Origin of the sequence: Streptococcus parasanguinis (assembly GCF_009717775.1) — a bacterium.
GTDB lineage: Bacteria > Bacillota > Bacilli > Lactobacillales > Streptococcaceae > Streptococcus > Streptococcus parasanguinis_AG.
Genome location: NZ_WMZF01000001.1, coordinates 775,810 through 796,550 on the forward strand (window position 1 = coordinate 775,810; position 20,741 = coordinate 796,550).

The 20,741-nt window shown below is 42.2% G+C and carries 21 protein-coding genes and 1 other annotated feature; of the genes, 5 read left to right on the top strand and 16 right to left on the bottom strand.

The window, feature by feature from the left end:
* Positions 1-6: 6 nt before the first annotated feature.
* From GMC92_RS03970 to GMC92_RS03980, 3 genes are read right to left on the bottom strand one after another with little or no spacing between them, the layout of a single operon-like run.
* A complete protein-coding gene (locus GMC92_RS03970; protein WP_155199796.1) occupies positions 7-804 on the bottom strand; it encodes a DUF3169 family protein in 798 nt (265 codons plus the stop codon).
* Between the two features lies 1 nt (position 805).
* Positions 806-1,015 (bottom strand): helix-turn-helix transcriptional regulator, encoded by a 210-nt coding sequence (locus tag GMC92_RS03975; protein ID WP_024056334.1) that lies wholly within the window; start codon positions 1,013-1,015, stop codon positions 806-808.
* Between the two features lie 13 nt (positions 1,016-1,028).
* Complete coding sequence (locus GMC92_RS03980; RefSeq protein WP_155126211.1) at positions 1,029-1,337, bottom strand: hypothetical protein; 309 nt, start codon at positions 1,335-1,337, stop codon at positions 1,029-1,031.
* Between the two features lie 403 nt (positions 1,338-1,740).
* On the opposite strand from GMC92_RS03980, the gene GMC92_RS03985 reads away from it, so the two are divergent.
* On the top strand, positions 1,741-1,884 hold the full coding sequence (locus GMC92_RS03985) for a FeoB-associated Cys-rich membrane protein (RefSeq protein WP_155126213.1): 144 nt from the start codon (positions 1,741-1,743) through the stop codon (positions 1,882-1,884).
* Positions 1,885-1,961: 77 nt separating this feature from the next.
* Here the strand turns inward: GMC92_RS03985 and GMC92_RS03990 are convergent, their stop codons facing one another.
* The 7 genes from GMC92_RS03990 to trpX all read right to left on the bottom strand — a co-directional run bounded on the left by GMC92_RS03990 (position 1,962) and on the right by trpX (position 9,714).
* Complete coding sequence (locus GMC92_RS03990) at positions 1,962-2,891, bottom strand: hypothetical protein (RefSeq protein WP_155126215.1); 930 nt, start codon at positions 2,889-2,891, stop codon at positions 1,962-1,964.
* 18 nt (positions 2,892-2,909) lie between these two features.
* Positions 2,910-3,692, bottom strand: coding sequence for a DUF6612 family protein (locus tag GMC92_RS03995; RefSeq protein ID WP_151378616.1), 783 nt, complete (start codon positions 3,690-3,692; stop codon positions 2,910-2,912).
* Positions 3,693-3,848: 156 nt separating this feature from the next.
* Complete coding sequence (gene pheT, locus GMC92_RS04000; protein WP_155199830.1) at positions 3,849-6,254, bottom strand: phenylalanine--tRNA ligase subunit beta; 2,406 nt, start codon at positions 6,252-6,254, stop codon at positions 3,849-3,851.
* Positions 6,255-6,327: 73 nt separating this feature from the next.
* The gene (locus tag GMC92_RS04005; RefSeq protein WP_031574518.1) at positions 6,328-6,852 is read right to left on the bottom strand and encodes a GNAT family N-acetyltransferase; all 525 of its coding nucleotides are present in this window, start codon (positions 6,850-6,852) and stop codon (positions 6,328-6,330) included.
* 2 nt (positions 6,853-6,854) lie between these two features.
* The gene (gene pheS / locus GMC92_RS04010) at positions 6,855-7,901 is read right to left on the bottom strand and encodes a phenylalanine--tRNA ligase subunit alpha (RefSeq protein ID WP_031574521.1); all 1,047 of its coding nucleotides are present in this window, start codon (positions 7,899-7,901) and stop codon (positions 6,855-6,857) included.
* Positions 7,902-8,214: 313 nt separating this feature from the next.
* Positions 8,215-8,634 (bottom strand): chromosome partitioning protein ParB, encoded by a 420-nt coding sequence (locus tag GMC92_RS04015; RefSeq protein WP_129824083.1) that lies wholly within the window; start codon positions 8,632-8,634, stop codon positions 8,215-8,217.
* Positions 8,635-8,712: 78 nt separating this feature from the next.
* Complete coding sequence (gene trpX / locus GMC92_RS04020; protein WP_031574527.1) at positions 8,713-9,714, bottom strand: tryptophan ABC transporter substrate-binding protein; 1,002 nt, start codon at positions 9,712-9,714, stop codon at positions 8,713-8,715.
* Positions 9,715-9,845: 131 nt separating this feature from the next.
* Positions 9,846-10,078, bottom strand: a binding site (T-box leader).
* Between the two features lie 150 nt (positions 10,079-10,228).
* Between trpX and GMC92_RS04025 the strand changes: the two genes are divergently transcribed.
* The gene (locus GMC92_RS04025; protein WP_031574530.1) at positions 10,229-11,890 is read left to right on the top strand and encodes an Rqc2 family fibronectin-binding protein; all 1,662 of its coding nucleotides are present in this window, start codon (positions 10,229-10,231) and stop codon (positions 11,888-11,890) included.
* A gap of 299 nt (positions 11,891-12,189) precedes the next feature.
* Here the strand turns inward: GMC92_RS04025 and budA are convergent, their stop codons facing one another.
* The 3 genes from budA to GMC92_RS04040 all read right to left on the bottom strand — a co-directional run bounded on the left by budA (position 12,190) and on the right by GMC92_RS04040 (position 15,373).
* The gene (budA, locus tag GMC92_RS04030; protein ID WP_049491069.1) at positions 12,190-12,906 is read right to left on the bottom strand and encodes an acetolactate decarboxylase; all 717 of its coding nucleotides are present in this window, start codon (positions 12,904-12,906) and stop codon (positions 12,190-12,192) included.
* 72 nt (positions 12,907-12,978) lie between these two features.
* Positions 12,979-14,208, bottom strand: a complete 1,230-nt coding sequence (locus GMC92_RS04035) for a tetratricopeptide repeat protein (protein ID WP_129824082.1) — start codon at positions 14,206-14,208, stop codon at positions 12,979-12,981.
* A complete protein-coding gene (locus tag GMC92_RS04040; RefSeq protein WP_070506531.1) occupies positions 14,198-15,373 on the bottom strand; it encodes an AI-2E family transporter in 1,176 nt (391 codons plus the stop codon). Before GMC92_RS04040 ends, GMC92_RS04035 begins: the two co-directional genes overlap by 11 nt.
* Before the next feature lie 168 nt (positions 15,374-15,541).
* Between GMC92_RS04040 and GMC92_RS04045 the strand changes: the two genes are divergently transcribed.
* Positions 15,542-16,552, top strand: a complete 1,011-nt coding sequence (locus GMC92_RS04045) for a lactonase family protein (RefSeq protein ID WP_155199797.1) — start codon at positions 15,542-15,544, stop codon at positions 16,550-16,552.
* A 95-nt stretch (positions 16,553-16,647) separates the two neighbouring features.
* Positions 16,648-16,833 carry a hypothetical protein gene (locus GMC92_RS04050; protein ID WP_009731358.1) on the top strand — a complete coding sequence of 62 codons (186 nt, stop codon included), beginning with the start codon at positions 16,648-16,650 and terminating at the stop codon, positions 16,831-16,833.
* Positions 16,834-16,936: 103 nt separating this feature from the next.
* Here the strand turns inward: GMC92_RS04050 and eno are convergent, their stop codons facing one another.
* A complete protein-coding gene (eno, locus tag GMC92_RS04055) occupies positions 16,937-18,241 on the bottom strand; it encodes a surface-displayed alpha-enolase (protein WP_021153554.1) in 1,305 nt (434 codons plus the stop codon).
* 210 nt (positions 18,242-18,451) lie between these two features.
* Here eno and GMC92_RS04060 point away from each other — a divergent pair, with 210 nt between their 5' ends.
* A complete protein-coding gene (locus tag GMC92_RS04060) occupies positions 18,452-18,904 on the top strand; it encodes a DUF1694 domain-containing protein (protein ID WP_155199798.1) in 453 nt (150 codons plus the stop codon).
* A gap of 43 nt (positions 18,905-18,947) precedes the next feature.
* Here GMC92_RS04060 and GMC92_RS04065 read toward each other — a convergent pair whose 3' ends face one another.
* Together GMC92_RS04065 and serB are read right to left on the bottom strand one after the other, a co-directional pair.
* Entirely contained in the window at positions 18,948-20,063 is a 1,116-nt protein-coding gene (locus GMC92_RS04065; RefSeq protein ID WP_155199799.1) for a glycerate kinase, read from the bottom strand.
* Positions 20,048-20,716, bottom strand: coding sequence for a phosphoserine phosphatase SerB (serB, locus tag GMC92_RS04070; protein WP_155199800.1), 669 nt, complete (start codon positions 20,714-20,716; stop codon positions 20,048-20,050). Before serB ends, GMC92_RS04065 begins: the two co-directional genes overlap by 16 nt.
* Positions 20,717-20,741: the final 25 nt, after the last annotated feature.

Below are 20,741 nucleotides of genomic sequence, written 5' to 3' on the forward strand. Positions count from 1 at the left end.
ACTCCTCTACTCTTTATAATAACGTTTGGTAATCTTGTACTGAGAGACCAAGATATAGACATAAATCAGTGATACCACTACTAATGCTAACAAGATATCTGTATGGAAAGCAATGCCAACTAAGAATATCGCAATTAAGGAAATCGGCAAGATATAATTGCTTAACTTAATGATAATTTCATAGTTTTCCTCGTAGCTAATCTGCTTTTCTGCTTCATCCATCATACTCATCATAAATTCACGCACTTCCTTGGCATTGGCATTGCGGGGAATCGGTTTTCCATAAATCAGATGGAAGGTCTTGCGAAAGAAGATATCCGATAGGAAAAATAGGGCAATCAAGACAAGAAAGAGATAGAGCATGGTAAAGTCTCCAAAGATAAAAGCCAAGTGCCCTGTGGAAGGTCTATCCATATACACCCATTGACTATAAAAGATGATGACTAAAAAGTATGGCAAGATCATGACTCCTTTAAAAATGGTCGCTAACCCAAACAGTTTTTCCTTCTGGATGTCATAGTGATAGGCTTCCTCTTCGTCTTCTATCTGGAGCATTTTTTGATGGACTTTTCTCGCGCTTATTAGTAAGGCTATCGTGACCATAAACACGATAAGAAACAAAAGTATTGAACCCCAAAGGAGTCCTTCTTTACTAAAGAAGGATTGGATTTCAAGGGGTTTTTCGGATCCGAACATGCCTGTCAAAAAAACAATGACTCCTCCAATCAAGCCGGAAACTGTAATGATTCCGACATTTCTCCAAAACCGGTAACGAGCGGATCGTTCTTGTTGTTGCTTTTTCATATTATTCTTCTCCCTCTACTAGACTAAAGACATTCTCCACTGGTTCATTGAAGATCTGGGCAATGGTCATGGCGATAATGACAGAAGGTGTATACTCACCACGTTCCAAGAGACTGATGGACTGGCGCGAGACCCCTGCTAGCTTGGCTAGCTCGGATTGGTTGAGTCCATCACGCGCCCTCAGCTCTTTCAATCGATTTTTTAAAATCATGGCATCAGCCCCCTTATAGTTGAATACCTTGAATATCTTCGATACGGACTAACTTGGTTTCCCTCTGTTGTTTATGAATCACACGGGTCAGTTTGACCCAATCTTCATCAAAATCAACAATTTCCCACGTAGTTCCAAATCCATTTACTGTCACCTTGACCGTTTGGCCTTTTAATTCTTCTAAAAGTCTAGACATTTCTTGATTTCCTTTCACTTGTTTTTCTAATCTTTTAATACGTTTGTTCAACTTTTTTATCTTCTTTTCTGAGCTTGCATAAATGATAACCAGAAAAGGGATAAATAGAATCCATATAGCTCCCATAAGAATACCTCCCCTTCTTTCAACTAAAATTATTGTAACACTTCTTTTTCTTTTTGACAAGTATATTTTTCAAAAAAAAAAAAATATTTGTCAAAAATAGAAGGATGGTTGACATGGATATTTTGAGGTAAGAAATAAAAGGCCCGCATTTGCGCACCTTTTAAAGATTCTTTTCTCCCTGCTATGAATCTGAAAAGACTTCCATAGTAAGAAATATAACTTTGGTCGCTACAAGATAATCTTACACGTGTTTAATATCGATGAAGTCTAAACTAGTAGGACTAGGCTAGCTCTGATCATTTTCATCATCCTTGTTCCCTGCATCTTCCACAAGCCACAGCAAAGTAATGATCAACTCATCAGCTTAAAAAACTTATCTACCACTCATATCTAGGAGGTTACCATGTCAACTATTCTTATTACCGTCCTTATTTTTTTAGCTGGACAAGGTCTTCGCTCCTACCTCAAGGTAAAAGGTTCTTGTGGCGATTGTAAGTGTTCCTGCCCCATCAAAGACGAAATGCACCAATCGCATCGCCACCAGTAAAGAATTGGTGTGTACCAGAAATCAGAAACGTAAAAAACCATTGGTCAATTGAACCAATGGTTTTTCTATCCTCCTATTTAATTCTCTACGATATTAAAATCTTGGGGAGCTTTGACTTCTTTTATCTGGTTAATATCTCGATAAGTAAATTCAAAATGGTCTTCATTGTTCACCGTTCGCCCTTTATCATTTTTCAATTTGGTATCTAGTTGAATCCTAGCCTCGCTAGGAACTAATTTTTCTTCTTTATTTGAGGAGTCTTTCTTCATAGACAAATAAATGTGCAACTTGACGGACTGAATCTCCTTTTTCCCTTTGGTGTAAAGCTCACTATCTAACAAAGTATTTTGAAATTCTCCAATTTGATCAATATCTTTCTTAACATCACCCTTAAATTCCAGATAGATATACTGACCATCGATAGTTTTTTTAAATCGATCCGCATACTTCTCATAAAGTTTTAAAATAAGCTCATGACGCCCCACTTCTGGATCTTTTCTATTTTTATATATTAGATCTGGATCTGTAGCTTCATCCACTCTATTCCAAGTCCAACTATCGTCTCCCTTCTTTATTTTTTTATACAGAACCCCTTTTTCAGGAGAATATAGTCTCAAAATTTTCTCCCCATAACCTGTAGAACCTATTTTATTGGCAAGACTTCGAAAATGATCTGAATCACTGTCTATCGTAGATCCATTTCCTCCATCTTTCGTATAAAATTCATTATATACTTGCGGGTCAAACTGAATTTTCCCATGTCGTAAGGTTGTTTCATACATTAGTGATTGTGAACCTTTTACCTCAAGTAGATTCTTTCGATAAATTTTACTGACATATTCCATGTTTTTTGCATCTCTCATGGCTTGGATATACGTTTTCACATCTTTACTCCCACTATCTTGTGTCGTATCCTTTGAAGGGGTTTTAGCCGATTGACAAGCTGAAAGGAATAGACAAGCAAGAAGAGATAAGAAAAACACTAATAATTTTCTTTTATGTTTCATATCTTCACTCCTTTTGAACTAAATACCACCTAATTTTTCAACAGCCTCTGGTACTTCTACTTGGACACCAGTATTTTGTTTTGAATAGGTAATTTTACACGTTAATTTTTCTTTCGCAAAAGATGAATTAGAAGTACAAGTATAAGTAACACCTAAAGGTGTCAAGTTCTCCTTAGAAACGATGAGGTCTATCTGGTAGCTCCCTTCTGAATTTTCAAAATAACTAACTCCTATGGGAACAGGGCCTTGCAACACGGCGTTATTTGGTTCTAGTAAATGATTGACATCCTTACTCTTATAGGTTAAGACATACTGGTCCTTTTTCTTGGTCACTTCAAACTTGTCTTTCTGTGTCTGAAAGAAGCGTATGGCTTCTTGATTTACCCCCACAGGTTGTTTATTCTCTTGAGAATAAGAAAACATTTCCCACTCTGATGAGTCTTTTGGTCTAGAATACTCGTGAAAGGCATCGTAATACTCTTCTTGACTCGTACCGTTGTTCGTATATAGTCCACGTACCCTCACTGGTTTTAATTCAAAGGATCCTTCAAAAGTCAGAGTATATACTGCGTGTGTATCTCCATCACTTGTTGGTTCACTAAACTTTCTCTCAATCTTACTCTCCAGTTTGATTTCCCCATCTTTGAGGTGTTCAAAAGCCTGGAGCCCCTTGTCGATAATTTGTTCTTGACTTAGTTCCTTTGAATTTCCCTTCTTGCCCTCAGCCTGTTGACATCCAACTAGACTAACTACTGCCAACAAACCAACAAGTGACAGGATAGGTTTTCTCATATTTAACATCCCCATTCTCCTTCCTTTTTTCAGTAAATCTACTAATGTTTATTCTTCTATTATAAACGATCCTATGATATTTGTAAATTCTTTCACAAACTTGTAATAAGATTGTAATAAAACAAAAACAGCTAAGAGCATGTCTCAACTGTTTTCATCAAATTTTTAACGTACTTCTGCATTAACTTTTTCTTCGAGAGAAGCTTGGATTTTTTCCATGTAGCGAGCGACTTCTTCATCCGTCAAACTATCTTCTGGATTTTGGAAGGTCAAGCTGTAGGCCATAGACTTCATGCCAAGACCTAGTTTTTCACCTGAGAAGACGTCAAAGAGTTTGATGTCTGTCAAGCGTTTCACGCCAGCAGCTTGAATCGCATCAACCACTTCTTGGTGGGTCACTTCTGCTTTGAGGAGAAGGGCGATATCACGGCTCACGGCTGGGAATTTAGTGATTTCCACAAAGGCTGCGGCTGGTTGAAGGGCTGCTTCAATAGCAGATAAGTTCAATTCTGCCACATAGGTTTCTGGGATATCATAAGCCTTAGCTGTTACAGGATGGACTTGTCCCAAGACCCCAATCACTTGGCCACCAAGTGAGATCAAGGCTGTCCGACCTGGGTGGAGACTCTTGATTTCTTGTGTTGCTGTATAAGTCACTTCAAGACCCAAGCGAGCAAAGAGGGCTTCAAGGATTCCCTTAGCATAGAAGAAGTCAACTGGAACAGCTGCAGTTTGGAAGTCTTTTTCAGCGACTAGGCCAGTTAAAGCAAAGGCAAAGCTGTTGATTTCGTTTGGTAATTCTTCTTTTGGATTGCCTGTCTGTTCAAAGACTTTTCCGATCTCGTAGAGGGCCAAATCTTTGTTCTTACGAGCGACGTTGTAAGCTACGGTATCCAAGATTCCTGAGATCATATTTTGACGGAGGACTGAACGATCCACAGTCATTGGCCACATGAGCTCTGTTAAGTTACTTGGCGCAGTTGTGAATTCCACGGCTTTTTCAGGAGTTGTCAGCGCATAAGTGATGATTTCAGTCAAGCCTGCTCCTTCAGCAATGGTCCGAACTTGGCGACGCAATTTTTGAGTCGCTGTCAATTCACCTGCTGTTCCGTCATCTTTTGGAAGGGTTGCTGGTAATTTGTCATAACCATAAATCCGAGCAATTTCTTCAAAGAGGTCCGCTTCGATGGTGATGTCCCAACGGCGACGTGGAACGCTGACAGTAAAGGCTTCAGCGTTTCCAGAAAGACCAAATCCAAGACGACGGAAGACATCTTCGACATCCGCGTAGGAAAGCTCTGTCCCTAGGACACGGTTAACGTCTGCAAGGGTAGAAGAAACTTCTACATCTGAGGTATCAAGCTGGCCTGCTGAAACGATTCCCTTACGAACAGTGGCACCTGCAAGCTCTGCAATCATGCTCGCTGCCACATCAAGGGCTTCATTGACGGTTGCCACATTGATCCCTTTTTCAAAGCGTGAAGATGATTCAGAACGAAGGTTGAGGCGACCGCTGGTCTTACGGATCGATTTGCCATTGAAGACAGCGGCTTCAAGGACGACACGAGTAGACTTTTCAGAGATTTCTGTAGCCTCTCCCCCCATGACACCTGCAAGGGCAACAGGTTTGTCAGCAACCGTAATCACGAGGTCACTTGTTTCCAACTCACGCTCTTCCCCGTCCAATGTCACCAATTTCTCACCTGCACGCGCTTCACGCACACGGATATCAGTTCCTTCAAAGGTATCCAAGTCAAAGGCATGCATAGGTTGACCAAAGTAAAGCAGAATATAGTTGGTCACGTCAACCACATTATTGATGGGACGGATGCCTTCGTTCATGAGGAGGTTTTGCAACCATTGTGGACTTGGTGCGATGGTTACATTGTCCAAGATACGAGCTGCATAATAAGGCGCCTTGTCTGTGTCAATGCTGATAGAAAGAGCATCCGCTGCAACTTGGTCTGTTTCGGTCAAGGTAAAGTCTTTGAAGTTGACTGCCTTGTCATAGATGGCTGCTACTTCGTGAGCTACCCCACGCATCGAAAGAGCATCTGCACGGTTTGGAGTGATAGAAAGCTCGATGATTTCATCATCCAAGTCTAGATAAGAGAAAACTTCATCCCCTGGAACAGCATCTTCTGGCAAGATTTGGATCCCATCTGCAAATTCTTTCGATACAACGGAGTCAGAAATGCCCAATTCACCAAGTGAGCAGATCATTCCGAGAGATTCCAACCCACGGATTTTCCCTTTTTTGATCTTGTAGTTGTCCGCGATGCGAGCACCTGGAAGAGCCACCATGACCTTGATGCCTGCTCGCACATTCGGTGCTCCACAGACGATTTGACGCGCTTCTTCTTCCCCCACATTAACTTGGCAGACATGAAGGTGTGTCTCTGGCACATCTTCACAAGACAAAACTTCTCCGACGACAATTTTTGAGAGACCATCAGCAGGCGATTCCACACCTTCTACCTCGATCCCTGTGGTTGACATTTTTTCAGCCAACTCTTCTGATGGCACATCCACGTCCACCAATTGTTTTAACCATTTATATGATACTAACATAATTCCGATCATAAGATCCCACTAGGTGAGATCTTCTCAATTCCTTTCTCTCAATTTGAACCCACAATTAAGCTTACGGATTATCCTTCAAATGCTTGCGCAACAACCAGTCTGTATCCACGGTATCTCCGGTGATATACTGGTGTTCACTAAATCGTTCAAATCCAAAGCGGTAGTAAAAATCTTGCGCCTTAAAGTTGCGTTCCCATACACCTAGCCAAGCCCACTCAAAGCCACGACTCTTGGCTTGATCCAGCGCAAAGGTAAACATTTCCTTGCCGAAACCAGCCCCTTGACATTCCTTCTTGACATAGATCCGTTGGATCTCAAAGGACTTATCCATCTCTACTGGCTCGGTCTGCGCCTGACCCCAGTTGATCTTGAGAAAACCACAGATTTCTTGATCTTCATTGAGGACAAAATAGGTTTCAGATTCTGGATCTAGCAGATCCTTCTCGATTTGCTCCAAAGAGAGCACAGTAGAGAAGTAATCTTCCAAATCTTCCTCAACAATATAGGGACCAAAGGTATCCCCATAGGTTTCCACTTCTAGGTCACGTAAGGTCTCTAATTGATCGATTTTTACTCTAACTAACATGATTATTTAAACTGTTCTGAGAAGCGAACATCTCCTTGATAGAAGCCACGGATATCATTGATTCCGTAACGAAGCATGGCCACACGCTCTTGACCAAGTCCAAAGGCAAATCCTGAATAGATTGTTGGATCAATCCCACTCATCTCAAGGACCCGTGGGTGAACCATACCGGCTCCCATGATTTCAATCCAACCAGTTTTCTTACATACGTTACATCCCGCTCCACCACATTTGAAGCAAGAGACATCGACCTCAACAGATGGCTCAGTGAATGGGAAGTAAGAAGGACGCAAACGGATTTGACGTTCTGCACCAAACATCTTTTGCACGATCAATTGAAGCGTTCCTTGAAGGTCGGCCATAGAAATGCTTTTCCCAACGACCAAGCCTTCGATTTGATGGAATTGGTGGCTGTGGGTCGCATCATCCGTATCCCGACGGAAAACCCGCCCTGGAGAGATCATCTTCAATGGTCCCTTGCTAAAGTCATGCGCATCCATAGCCCGCGCCTGTACAGGTGAAGTATGGGTCCGAAGCAAGATTTCTTCTGTGATATAGAAGGTATCCTGCATATCCCGCGCTGGGTGATCTTTAGGCAGATTCATCCGTTCAAAGTTATAATAGTCTTGCTCCACTTCAAAGCCGTCAACGACTTGATACCCCATCCCGATAAAGATATCTTCGATTTCTTCACTGGTTTGGGTCAAAATATGACGGTAACCACTAGCAACTGGACGACCTGGAAGGGTCACATCGATGCTTTCGCTAGCTAGTTTAGCTTGGACTTTCTTTTCTTCCAAGAGTTTGGCTGATTCTTCAAAGGCAGCCGTCAAGACATCACGGGCTTCATTGACGTGTTTTCCAATAACCGGACGCATCTCAGCAGAGACATCCTTCATCCCTTTAAGAATTTCCGTCAGAGATCCTTTCTTCCCAAGAACAGAGACCCGTAGTTCTTGCATCTCTTTTTTATTTTCAGCAGAGATCTGCTTCAAGGCTGCCAGCGTTTCTTCTCGAAGCGCTTTTAGTTGTTCTTCAATCGTTGACATATTTCCTCCATCATGGTCCACCTACAGACATAGAAAAAAACCGCGTGCCTTCTCCTAATCGGAGCGTTGACACGCGGTACCATCCGTTTTTTATCTGTAAACCAGACCTTAATTTCTAAATCCTTGCGCAAGTGAATTCACCCAGCTTTCATGCAAAGAGCTTTCAGTCACGGCTCTTCTCCCTGTCGCACTTCCCTTGAGGTACTAGTCTTGCAGATTTCTATTCAATTACTATCTAGTTTATCAGATTTTTAGTTAAAAAACAAGTTAGATGAGACTAATTTCAATAGAAGAAGGAACAGGACGTAATGCATTATCTATTTGCCTGGTCGGTTTCATCTGCATTCCTTTTCAATAGAAGAGTTGCTGCTTGGTTAAAACCATCACACCAGTTATACCATTTTGCTTCATACTCATCTTGAGGTAAGATACGATTTTTTAAATCCAAGACAGAGTCTATCTTTCTTTCCTCGCAAGCTTGCGCATAGAGAGCATACAAGTCATCGCCACCATCTCTATCAAACTCAGCAGAAATAGTATCTTGACCCGCCAACAAAGCCTGATAAGCCCTGTGATGCCCGTCTGTAATCAAGAAGCGATTTCCAAATGTAAGAATACTAATTGGATCCATATTGATGATTTCTGCCGACTGATCAAGCATCTGGATAGCTTGTAACTTCTTTTCTGATAAGTATAGTTGGGTCGGATGAAGGTCCGTTAGCTTGACTTTCATTTCTTTCTCCTCAAAGGTCCCGATTAAAAGACCTATCAAAGCCAAATTCTCCTGCTACTCTTGTGATTCGTTTCCTTTTTATTTAATGACTTGTCCAGCATCTTTCAAGACAGATTCTGGAATAGTAATGCCCAATTCATCTGCGACTTTTTTATTGATGACAGATTTTCCTTGGCTAAAGATTTCAACAGGTGTGTCTGCAGGTTTTTGACCTTTCAAGATCTTCGCAGCCATTTTACCAGTTGCTACCCCAAGATCATGTTGGTCGACAACGACTGAACCAAGGCCACCAGCTTCTACCATGGCTGTCGCACTTGGGAAGATTGGTTTTTTAGCATCTTTATTGGCTTCAACAACAGTTGAGAATGCTGATGCGATGGTATTGTCGATTGGAACCCAGATAGCATCCACTTTACCTGACATAACCGATACTGTTGAAGCAATTTCGTTTGTAGAAGGAACTGAATACGGAACCACCTTGTAGCCTGCTTTTTCAGCCAATTTTGTAAATTCTTCTACTTGAGATTTAGAATTGTCTTCACTGGTTGAGTAAAGAACCCCGATTGTTTTTACGTTTGGAGTCAACTCTTTGATCAATTTCAACTGTTGCTCAGTAGGATTGTGGTCAGATACCCCAGTGATATTGCCACCTGGTTTTTTCAAATCTTTGACCAAGTTTGCACCGACTGGATCGGTTACAGCACCCATGACAATTGGTTTGTCTTTGGTTGCACTAGCCAAACCTTGAGCAGATGGGGTTGCAATCCCAATCAAGACTTGATTATCTTTTTCTGCCAATTGCTTACTCATAGTTGCAACCTTGTTTTGGTCCCCTTCTGCATTGAGGAAATCAATGTCCACTTTGTCCTTGTCATAGCCTTCTTCAGCTAGACCATCTTGAATCCCCTTGTAGATCAAATCAAGCGAAGGGTGGCTGACCAACTGCAAGACCCCAACTTTTGCCTTTTCATTGCTAGTTGCTGCCTTGTTGTCCTTACCAGCTGTAGCTGAATAGATCGCTGTCCCAATGACTGCTGCTGCAATCAAACCAATAATTCCCATTAACCGTTTATTTTTCATTTTACTACCTCTTCTATTTTTTCATTTTCTTCTATTTTTCATCCTCTAAAGAATGCGACGCCATCGTTTCTTCATATCTTTTCTCCCTTCTCATCTAAAACAAAAAACACGCCCACACATAGCAAAAGCTATGTGAGGACGTGTCATCGCGGTGCCACCTCACTTATGGGAAAAGGATAGTCTCCCCCCATATCTCTGTCTTGTCTAGCAACAAGTTGCACGATAAGGTGTGCCAACCGAATTTTTATTGTTTCAAATTCATCTCATCATTAGTCCAATTTCATAAACTGCCGCTACCCACTCTCAGCAACCGTGGGCTCTCTTGAAACTTTCATTTACTACTTTTCTAATTTCTTACATTTTAAAGCTTTCTTTCAAAAAAGTCAATACTTTTTCAGTATTTTTTTGGAAACGTTCGCATTTTCTATATTACATCCCCTTGCTTCTTTCTGGGATTTCCGCTCTATTTTTGATATAATTTACTAGAATAACAGCTAGAATGATGAGGAATCCCATGTCTTTTGATGGATTTTTTTTACACCATATGGTGCAAGAATTGAAGGCCGAACTCTTAAGTGGTCGCATTCAAAAAATTAATCAACCTTTCGAGCAAGAATTGGTACTCCAAATCCGAGGCAATCGGAAAAACCAAAAACTCTTACTCTCTGCCCATTCTGTTTTCGGACGGATCCAACGGACCCAAACCAACTTTGAAAATCCTGCCTTTCCTAATACCTTTATTATGGTCATGCGTAAATATCTTCAAGGCGCTGTCATCGAAGGGATTGAGCAATTGGAGAACGACCGGATTCTCGAAATCCGTGTCTCCAATAAAAACGAAATTGGAGATGCCATTTCTGTCAGCTTAATGATCGAAATCATGGGCAAGCACAGTAATATTATTCTCCTAGACCGGACCAGCAATAAAATCATCGAGGCCATCAAACATGTCGGCTTCTCACAAAATAGCTACCGGACCATTCTTCCTGGATCAATCTATGTAGCCCCTCCGAAAACAGACGCGGTTAATCCTTTTACAATTGGAGATGAAGCCCTTTTTGCCCTTCTTCACAAAGAAGAGTTAAGCCCAAAGAACCTTCAAAAATGTTTCCAAGGTTTGGGGCGAGATACGTCTCAAGAATTGGCCAAGCGACTTGAGACGGATGAAAAATTAAAAACCTTCCGTGCCTTTTTCCAAGCTCCAACTGAGCCACGCCTAACGACCAAATCCTTCTCGGCTATCCCCTTTGAGGATGCGACCAGTCAAACCTTTGAAACACTTTCTGATCTGCTGGATGACTATTATCGAGACAAGGCTGAGCGCGATCGGGTGCAACAACAGGCCAGTGAATTAATCCGCAAGGTTGAAAACGATCTTGAAAAGAACCGAAAAAAATTAGCCAAACAAGAAGCTGAGTTAGCGGCGACCGACAATGCGGAAGAATTCCGCCAAAAAGGAGAATTACTGACCACCTTCCTCCATCAGGTACCAAACGACCAAGACCAGGTTGTTTTGGATAATTACTATACCAATGAACCGATCACCATCCAACTCAACAAGGCCCTGACCCCCAATCAAAATGCCCAACGCTACTTTAAACGCTACCAGAAGTTAAAAGAAGCCGTCAAACATTTGACCATCCTCATTCAAGAAACCAAGGAAACCATTTCTTATCTTGAAACGGTTGAAACAGCCCTTTCTCAAGCGAGTCTGGCTGAGGTGGCAGAGATTCGAGAAGAGCTAATCCAGACCGGCTTTATCAAACGGCGCAACCGCGAAAAAATTCATAAACGGAAAAAACCAGAAAAATACCTGGCTAGTGATGGAAAAACCATCATTTTAGTGGGTCGCAATAATCTGCAAAACGATGAACTGACCTTTAAGATCGCTAAGAAAGATGAACTCTGGTTCCATGCCAAGGATATCCCGGGAAGCCACGTCGTCATTACAGGAAATCTCGATCCAACAGATGAAGTGAAAACCGACGCTGCAGAATTGGCCGCCTACTATTCCAAGGCCCGTCTCTCAAACTTGGTCCAAGTAGATATGATCGAAGCTAAGAAACTCAATAAACCAACTGGTGGAAAGCCCGGCTTTGTCACCTACACCGGCCAGAAGACTCTGCGGGTCACCCCAGAAGAAGAAAAAATCAAAGCCATGAAACTAACAGACTGATTTCAAAAATAAAAGGTTGAGCAACGCTCAACCTTTCGTGTTGAAGATAATGTTATTTAAGAAACTTTCCTTAGGTGAGAACGGACGTCAGCGAACTTCGAAGAAGTTCCATGACTTAGTTTTGAGCCTAAAGTCTCAAAACTCCCGAGTGCTTGAAATGATTATATTTCAAGCACTTTTCTCACGGCGGAAAGTTTCAATATATGTTGAATGAGCCTAAAAGTATACCTCATTTTATTTTTCAGCATACTTAGAACAGTTTGTCTACATTCTAAAAGGTTGAGCTTCGCTCAACCTTTTTATTCTGCTTTATGGATGTCTTCTTTGACCTCATCAACATTGAATTTGGCAAAGAGGTACTGACGGTCTTGAACTGGGAAACGTTGATCCAGCTGATCGATGGCCCCCACCTCTACAATCCCTTCTGTGATGACAAAATCCATGACATGGCCACCAAAGGTGTGGTCATCTGAGATAAAGTGCAAATGATAACCAGCCACACTCACGCCATGGAAAATTTCGGGTGTCCAAAAACCGACAATAGTTCCAGTGACATTTTCCCGTGTATACTCTGGCTGATGGGTTGCAACCTCTGCAAACTTCATCTCTGGTGTGGATTTTGGAATCATACGGACATGCATCTTGGCAAAGTCGCCACGAATCTTAATGGAGCGGAAAAGATTTTCCCCATCATAATAAGACTCGATACGGGCTTCCAATTCCTCGTCCGTCATTTCAAAGCGTTGGCGGAAAATGACTTCTGCTTGGTGAGGAACAACTGCTGCATAAGGAACCTTGGCATCCGGAGAAACTTCGACTATTTCAGGATGATCCCCTGATCCCTTGGCCTGATATGCCTTACCATCTAATACGATCAACTCTCCATCAATAGAATCAAGCGTCCCAACTCCTAGATCTCCGTGTTCCAAGAGTTCTCCAATCGTAAATGAACCCCCGTACAGACCAGCCATTAGGGCACCTAAGGTATTGTATTGAAAAAGTTTCACTGGTTCCATGTTTTTCTCTCCTCATTCTATCTTCTACCAGTATACCACAAACTATTCCGAATCTTCACGATATGGTTTTGATTAGAGGCTATCATAGAGTGTTTGCATCTGCACATCGTCTGGTACGATCGCCAAATACTGATTAGCCACTTCACGCGCCTTAGACACATCTCCAGCCTCACGCAACAAATAAACATAGGCTTCGAGGAATTCTGGGTTGTCCTTTAAATCCTCATAGAGCTCTTGGTAGGCTGAGACGGCCTCTTCTGTTTTCTCCAAGGCAGCCAAAGCACGGGCAATGTTCCAACGGGTGACAACCGTTTCGACTTCTTCATTTTGCCAATCCAAGACTTGGTCAAAGCGTTCCTGTTCCAAATAAAGGGTGGTCAGGCGAAGAGCAATCTCTTCGAGATCATCTGCCACTTCTTTAGCCTCTAATAGATAAGCTTCTGCCTGTTCAGGCTGGTGAAGTTCATAAGAAAGCTGAGAAGCAAGGAGCTTCAATTGGGCATCAAAGGGATTCTTCTGGATCCCTTGTTTAGCAATCTTAAGTGCTTTTTCACGGTCATTTTCAGCCTGTAAAGCCAAGGCATAACCATACTCATAGCCCTCAAAATCAGGCGACAAGGTATCAATTTGTTTGTAGTAGATCAAGGCTTTTTGGAATTCTTCTTGGTCAGACAATAGGGTCGCTAATTCGTAAGCAATCTGGTCATCAAACTCAATCTCCAGAGCTTTCTCTAAGAAAGGAACAGCTGCTTCAAACTTACCAAGATTGGCATAGGCAAAACCAATTCGTTGATAGGTGGAAATTCCTGTTGCTTCCAAAATCTCCCGATTGTCCAACTGGGCATACTCTTGGATAGCCTCTTGGTAGCGTTCCAATTCCAGATCAATTTCAGCTAGCCCTAATTGAATGATGGGATCATCAGACAGACGGGCTGCTTCAACTAATTTTTCACGCGCCACATCTGCTAGGCCTTCCATCTGATAGAGATCAGCCTTAACCAAGAGACTGGCCACATACCAGTTAGAGTCTTGCTCAATTTCTTCTAAATAAGCAAAGGCCTCTTCCATTTGACCTTCCTCTGCAAGGATAGTTGCCAAACTTAGATACACTTCTGGATAGGTTTCTGCAATCTGTTCATAGATCTCCTTTGCCTGAGGGTAAAAACCGATACTTTCAAGATATTGACCTAAATCCAATAATTGTGCTTCACTATCTTCTAACAAAGCCTGTTGAAATTGAACTTCTGCCTCTTCTAGCTCTTGCCGATCGAGAGCCTCTACCATTTGTTGACTATGACTCACTGTGTGTTTCCTCTTCTACTTCATTATGTTCTTCATACAAACCACTGACGACCTTATACCATTCAAAGATAGCTCCGATCACCACCTTAGCAGATGCATAGACTGGAATTCCAAGGAAAACTCCCCAGATTCCAAACATAGATCCTGATGTCAAGAGCACAAATAAAATGGTAATCGGATGGATATTTAACTGGCTTCCCAAAACCAAAGGTGATACAAAACGTCCTTCAATGGTTTGCTCCACTGCAAATACAATCAAGACCTTGATAAACATCTCTGGTCCTGCTACCAAGCCCAATACTAAGGCAGGTAACATGGCTAAGAAACTACCCAAGTAAGGAATCAAATTCAAGATCCCCGCAGAGATCCCAAGTGTCACCGCATAGCGCAAGCCAATGATCTTAAAGAAGATGATGAACATAATAGCGACGACAATGGCTACCGTAATTTGCCCTCGAACGTAGTTGGAGAGTTGGGTATTGACATCTGAGAGAACCTGTTCAGCCGATTTACGAATTTTAGTCGGTAAGAAGCGAACAATGTGGCCCTTTAAATTTTTGCCATCTCGAAGAAGATAAAAGACAATAAAAGGCATGATGATCAAGGCAACAATAACTTGCGAAGCCACTCCAATCAAGTTACTGACCCAATTGACAGCCCGCCCAGAGATCGAACTCGCCCAAGAAGTAATGTTTGCAGACAATTCCTTAGTGATTTCATCTAATTGGGGTTTGATATCTGAAGAGACGCGATTATCTAGAAAATCATCGATGGTTGCATTGGCCTTTTCCAAATAAGTTGGCAGGTTATGAAAGAAACTCACCACTTGACGTTGGACGGATGGAATCACTACAGCTAGACCCCAAATTAAAAGCACTGCAATCAAGAAAAAGACTAAGGAAATCGCAAAAATCCGCTTGAGTCCTTTTCTTTCAAGAAAGTCAACAATGGGGTTAAGCAGGTAATAGAGCAAACCAGAGATAATAACAGGCAGCATGACAGCTCCTGCAAACTCAAAAATAGGAATAAAAATAAAGGTGATTTTACTCAAAACCAAAAGGTTCAAGCCCAACAGCAAGGTAACTAAAAATACGGTAATGGCCTTGTTGTCTAAAAACCATCTAAAAAACCAGGACAAACTAAACTGTTTTTCTTTATTATCCACAGAGAACTCCTTTTCATTTCAATCTGTTTCTATTTTAGCATTTTTTGAGCTTGAAGTTACGAAAAAACTAGCAAAATAAGAAAGAAAGGCCCTCCCCTTTTCAACTAGCAATTGCCTTCCAATAGGACCTTTGATATAATAAACCTAACAAATCATACGAGGTGACCTATGTCTCAAACCATTTATTTCGGTACCTATACCAAAAAAGAATCCAAAGGAATTTACAAGGCACAATTTGACCCTGAAACAGGGACATTGAGCCAACTTGAACTAGTGGCAGCTGAGCCCAATCCAACCTATATCGCTTTTTCTGAAAAAGGCAACCTCTACAGTGTCGGAGCTGAAGAAGGAAAAGGAGGAATCGCAAGCTTTACAGCTGATTTTCAGCCGCTCAATCACGTTGTTGAAGAGGGAGCACCACTCTGCTATGTCTCTGTCGATGACAAGCGTCAACTGGTCTATGGAGCCAACTATCACAAAGGCCAAGTTCTCGTATATCAGCTAGAGGCAGATGGACGTTTGTCCTTTGTCGATCAAGACACCCACCAAGGAAGTGGTCCTCATGCCAATCAAGCAAGTCCACATACCCACTATGCAGACCTTACACCAGATCAGTACCTGATCACGTGTGACCTAGGAACAGACAGTTTGCATGTCTATGATGTCAGTGAGGAAGGAAACCTAACCCTGATCAATCAGTATCAAACAGCCCCAGGGGCAGGACCTCGTCACCTGGTCTTTCATCCCCACTATAAGACTGCTTACCTCATCAATGAATTAAATGCTACGATCGATGTACTCTTTTATGATGGTATGGGTGAATTCGAACACTTCCAAACTGTTTCCACACTTCCATCAGACTACGATGGTCAAAAATGGGCTTCTGCGATCAAACTCTCAGCTGATGGGAAATTCCTCTATGCATCTAACCGTGCTCACAATTCCATCGCTGTCTTCAAAGTTGTGGCTGATGGTAGCCTAGAACTCATTGAAATTGTTCCAACTCAAGGGCTCAATCCACGTGATTTCACGCTTAGTCCTGATCAAAACTATTTGATCGCAGCCCATCAAGATTCACCTAATGCCACCGTCTTCAAGCGAGATTCTGCTAGCGGAAAATTAACCCTTCTATCCCACGACTTCTATGTTCCAGAGGCTGTTTGTACGGTTTTTCATTAAGTCGTTTTAGTTGTCAAACCTCTAAAAAAATGATTAAATAGATGATAAAAAGGCGTGAGCCTGACTTCACAACTTATATTTTAGGAGATCCAAGCATGAATCCAATGGACTTATTTAACCAAGTAAAAGAAATGATCGAAAAGAAAGATTTCGACGCTGCAAAGAAATTTGTTGATGACAACAAAGACAACCTCGGTGACTACCTTGAACAAGCCAAAGGGCTTGTATCTGGAAATGAAATGGTCAGCGGTGCCTTGGACAAAATCAAAGGCTTGTTCTAATAGAACTACTCCTCAACGCTTTAGTTGAGGAGTTTTTGTTTATACCAATCGCAAAAAAGATCCTTGAGAAGACTCAAGGATCTTTTTAGTCTAGTAAACTAGATTATTTCTTAAGGTTGTAGAATGATTTCAATCCACGGTATTCAGCTACTTCACCAAGTTGATCTTCGATGCGAAGCAATTGGTTGTATTTAGCGATACGGTCTGTACGTGAAAGTGAACCAGTCTTGATTTGTCCTGCGTTTGTTGCAACTGCGATGTCAGCGATTGTTGAATCTTCAGTTTCACCTGAACGGTGTGATACAACGGCAGTGTAACCAGCTTCTTTCGCCATTTCGATAGCATCGAATGTTTCAGTAAGAGTACCAATTTGGTTAACTTTGATAAGGATAGAGTTAGCACATTTTTCTTCGATACCACGTGAAAGGTAGTCAGTGTTTGTTACGAAGAAGTCGTCACCAACCAATTGAACTTTACCACCAAGACGTTCAGTAAGAGCTTTCCAACCGTCCCAGTCGTTTTCGTCCATACCATCTTCGATAGTGATGATTGGGTATTTGTTTACCAATTCTTCAAGGTAGTCGATTTGTTCAGCAGCAGTGCGGACAGCAGCTCCTTCACCTTCGAATTTAGTGTAATCGTAAACTTTGCGTTCTTTATCGTAGAATTCTGATGATGCACAGTCAAATCCGATAAATACGTCTTTACCTGGAACATAACCAGCAGCTTCGATAGCAGCGATGATAGTTTCTACACCATCTTCAGTTCCGTCGAAACGAGGAGCAAATCCACCTTCGTCACCAACGGCTGTTTCAAGACCACGACCTTTAAGGATTTTCTTAAGTGCGTGGAAGATTTCAGCACCCCAACGAAGAGCTTCTTTGAATGTAGGTGCACCAGCAGGTACGATCATGAATTCTTGGAAAGCGATTGGAGCATCTGAGTGAGATCCACCATTGATGATGTTCATCATTGGAGTTGGAAGAACTTTAGTGTTGAATCCACCAAGGTAGCTGTAAAGTGGGATTTCAAGGTAGTCAGCAGCAGCACGAGCTACAGCGATAGACACACCAAGGATTGCGTTTGCTCCCAATTTACCTTTGTTAGGAGTACCGTCAAGAGCGATCATAGCACGGTCGATAGCTTGTTGATCACGTACATCATAGCCGATGATTGCTTCAGCAATAATGTTGTTTACGTTGTCAACAGCCTTTTGAGTTCCAAGACCACCGTAACGAGATTTGTCACCGTCACGAAGTTCAACTGCTTCGTGTTCACCAGTAGAAGCTCCTGATGGAACCATACCACGTCCATGAGCACCTGATTCAGTATAAACTTCTACTTCAAGTGTTGGGTTACCGCGTGAGTCTAGGACTTCGCGAGCGTAAACATCAGTAATAATTGACATTTCTTACTCTCCTTATTGAGTTATATTTTTTACTCCTCTATCATATCGTAATTAGGCTATTTTTTCAAGAAAAAACAAGGAAATCTACGAAAATTGAGAAGTTTTTAACAAGAAAACGGTTCCACGTTCTTTTTTTCTTTCATTTCCCGACTTATTTAATTTTTTCGCATTCTTCTATTCTTCTACTGCGCTTTATGCTATACTAAGCTTATGACAGATATTAATAAAACGATTTTAGAAAAAGCTGCTGGTCCTACTCGATTCAATCCGGATGAGCAGCGTCGATTTTTGGAGACTTATGAGGAGCGGGTGATTGCTTCATGCACCTTGGAGGAGGCAAGGGACAAGATATACCTGGAGCAGTATTCGACAATCCTCACTGATATTTCAGATCGCTTTCATCCTGTTTTGGTCAAGATTTCGCCTGCCTTGGATGAAAGCAGCCAACTTCAATATTTGAAAAAGACAAAGGATCTTGGTCTTGTGGCAAGCATTGTTTCAGATGACTGTCGCCACTCTCCCTTTGGTCTCATCATCCATACTGATCATCCATCTGGAATTTCTCCAACCGATATCAGCCTCCAGTATCCAAATTTGTTTGAAAAGAAAGAAGAGAGCACAGCACCTGAAAAAAAATCATTTTGGAAACGCCTCTTTGGCTAAAGAAAGAACCAATTGAAAAGGAAATTCCTTTTCAATTGGTTTTTTAGTTTGCTTTCATTTTTAAGAGGTTACCAATATTTCGAGCACAGGAAATCAGATTTTTTTCAGCATGAGTGAGTGCATCTGCCACCTCACAAGGACCTGGCACAATAGAGAAGGCAGCCTCAATATGATGACTTGGGAATGCTGGCAAATCGTCCGCTAAGCTACCACAAATAGCAAGCACTGGGATCTTCTCTGGTGTTCTTTTGGCTACCCCGACAGGAGCTTTTCCAGACAGAGATTGGAGGTCCATCCTACCTTCTCCCACGACGACCAGATCCGCTTTTTGAGCCTTACGATCGAAGTCGATTAGATCCAAACTTTTCTCAATTCCTGAGGAAATCTGACCTCCCGCAAAAGCGACCAAGCCTGCTGCCATGCCACCTCCAGCTCCGGCGCCAGCCATGGATAAAATTCGGGCATCTGCTAGCTGGTAAAAATCCTGCATAGCCTGGTCGACAGCTGGAAACAGAAGGGGATTCAAACCCTTTTGCCCGCTAAAGATATAGGTTGCTCCTTGACTGCCACAGAGAGGATTGGTGACATCCGTTAAGACCAGGAGCTCGATGTCATGTAAAGCATTTGGAACCGCACTGGTATCTATTCTATCAACACGACCGATCGAAGCACCTACAGGACGAAGCAGATGACCTTGGTCATCATAGAAGGCTACCCCTAGTCCGGCTGCCATCCCAATCCCACCATCATTGGTCGCTGAACCACCAATCCCCACACAGATCGTTTTAACCCCTTGGTCAACCAATTGCAAAATCAGTTCACCAATTCCTCGTGTCTCTAGTTCTAGTGGATTGCGTTTTTCAGCTGGGATAGAGCCTAAGCCAACAAGAGAGGCCATCTCAAAAAATGCCATCTCATCTTTTTGGTAGTAAGCCATTGAAACAGGCTTCCCAAATGGTCCTGTTACCTGAGTATGCTTCTTGGTTAAATTCAGAACGTCAGCGAGTGTATCCATGGTTCCTTCGCCACCATCCCCTATGGGAAGGAGGTCAAAAGTTGCATCTGGTAGAGCCTCTTGAAATCCTTTTTTTAAGGCTTCTGCTACTTGTTTGGCGGATAAGGATTCTTTAAATGAATCCGGTGCTAGTAGGATATGCATGCTGTTTCCTTTCTATGCTGGTCTAGAATTTCAAGAACAAGGCTTAGATCCCTCGTTTCAATACGGTATGGAGCTCGTTCGGCAACGATCGGCTTTGCCATAAAGGCAATCCCGATTCCGGCTGTTTCAATCATGGGAAGATCATTGGCACCATCTCCCATCGCAATCGTCTGACTTCGTGGAATATGATTTTCTCTCGCCCATGTCAGGAGAGAGTCTTTTTTTCTTTCAGGGGTCACAATCTCTCCGAGCACTTTCCCTGTCAGACGGCCATCAAAAGTCTGCAAACGATTAGCACGAACCAGATCAATTCCTAAAGACCTCGCGATAGGATCGATGACTTCATGAAATCCCCCTGAAACAAGGCCAACCTTGTAACCTCTTTGATGAAGTTCCGTGATTAAAATCTTAGCTCCCGGTGTAACGTCCATCTGCTCTATAATTTTCGGAAAAATAGAGGCCTCTAATCCCTTCAATAAAGCGACACGCGCCTCTAAAGATGCTGAAAAATCCAGCTCGCCATTCATTGCTTGTGCCGTGATCTCTGCTACTTTTTGTCCCACGCCAGCTTCTTGAGCTAGTAAATCAATTCCTTCTTGTTGGATCAAAGTTCCATCTACATCCATAACGAGGAGACCTGTTACTTCTTTCATCGCTTTCCCTTCTTATTTCTCCCTT

Excerpts from the sequence above, each read along its gene's own strand:
- GMC92_RS03970 (WP_155199796.1), bottom strand. The coding sequence starts at position 804 with ATGAAAAAGCAACAACAAGAACGATCCGCTCGTTACCGGTTTTGGAGA.
- GMC92_RS03975 (WP_024056334.1), bottom strand. The coding sequence starts at position 1,015 with ATGATTTTAAAAAATCGATTGAAAGAGCTGAGGGCGCGTGATGGACTC.
- GMC92_RS03980 (WP_155126211.1), bottom strand. The coding sequence starts at position 1,337 with ATGGGAGCTATATGGATTCTATTTATCCCTTTTCTGGTTATCATTTAT.
- GMC92_RS03985 (WP_155126213.1), top strand. The coding sequence starts at position 1,741 with ATGTCAACTATTCTTATTACCGTCCTTATTTTTTTAGCTGGACAAGGT.
- GMC92_RS03990 (WP_155126215.1), bottom strand. The coding sequence starts at position 2,891 with ATGAAACATAAAAGAAAATTATTAGTGTTTTTCTTATCTCTTCTTGCT.
- GMC92_RS03995 (WP_151378616.1), bottom strand. The coding sequence starts at position 3,692 with ATGTTAAATATGAGAAAACCTATCCTGTCACTTGTTGGTTTGTTGGCA.
- pheT (WP_155199830.1), bottom strand. The coding sequence starts at position 6,254 with ATGTTAGTATCATATAAATGGTTAAAACAATTGGTGGACGTGGATGTG.
- GMC92_RS04005 (WP_031574518.1), bottom strand. The coding sequence starts at position 6,852 with ATGTTAGTTAGAGTAAAAATCGATCAATTAGAGACCTTACGTGACCTA.
- pheS (WP_031574521.1), bottom strand. The coding sequence starts at position 7,901 with ATGTCAACGATTGAAGAACAACTAAAAGCGCTTCGAGAAGAAACGCTG.
- GMC92_RS04015 (WP_129824083.1), bottom strand. The coding sequence starts at position 8,634 with ATGAAAGTCAAGCTAACGGACCTTCATCCGACCCAACTATACTTATCA.
- trpX (WP_031574527.1), bottom strand. The coding sequence starts at position 9,714 with ATGAAAAATAAACGGTTAATGGGAATTATTGGTTTGATTGCAGCAGCA.
- GMC92_RS04025 (WP_031574530.1), top strand. The coding sequence starts at position 10,229 with ATGTCTTTTGATGGATTTTTTTTACACCATATGGTGCAAGAATTGAAG.
- budA (WP_049491069.1), bottom strand. The coding sequence starts at position 12,906 with ATGGAACCAGTGAAACTTTTTCAATACAATACCTTAGGTGCCCTAATG.
- GMC92_RS04045 (WP_155199797.1), top strand. The coding sequence starts at position 15,542 with ATGTCTCAAACCATTTATTTCGGTACCTATACCAAAAAAGAATCCAAA.
- GMC92_RS04050 (WP_009731358.1), top strand. The coding sequence starts at position 16,648 with ATGAATCCAATGGACTTATTTAACCAAGTAAAAGAAATGATCGAAAAG.
- eno (WP_021153554.1), bottom strand. The coding sequence starts at position 18,241 with ATGTCAATTATTACTGATGTTTACGCTCGCGAAGTCCTAGACTCACGC.
- GMC92_RS04060 (WP_155199798.1), top strand. The coding sequence starts at position 18,452 with ATGACAGATATTAATAAAACGATTTTAGAAAAAGCTGCTGGTCCTACT.
- GMC92_RS04065 (WP_155199799.1), bottom strand. The coding sequence starts at position 20,063 with ATGCATATCCTACTAGCACCGGATTCATTTAAAGAATCCTTATCCGCC.
- serB (WP_155199800.1), bottom strand. The coding sequence starts at position 20,716 with ATGAAAGAAGTAACAGGTCTCCTCGTTATGGATGTAGATGGAACTTTG.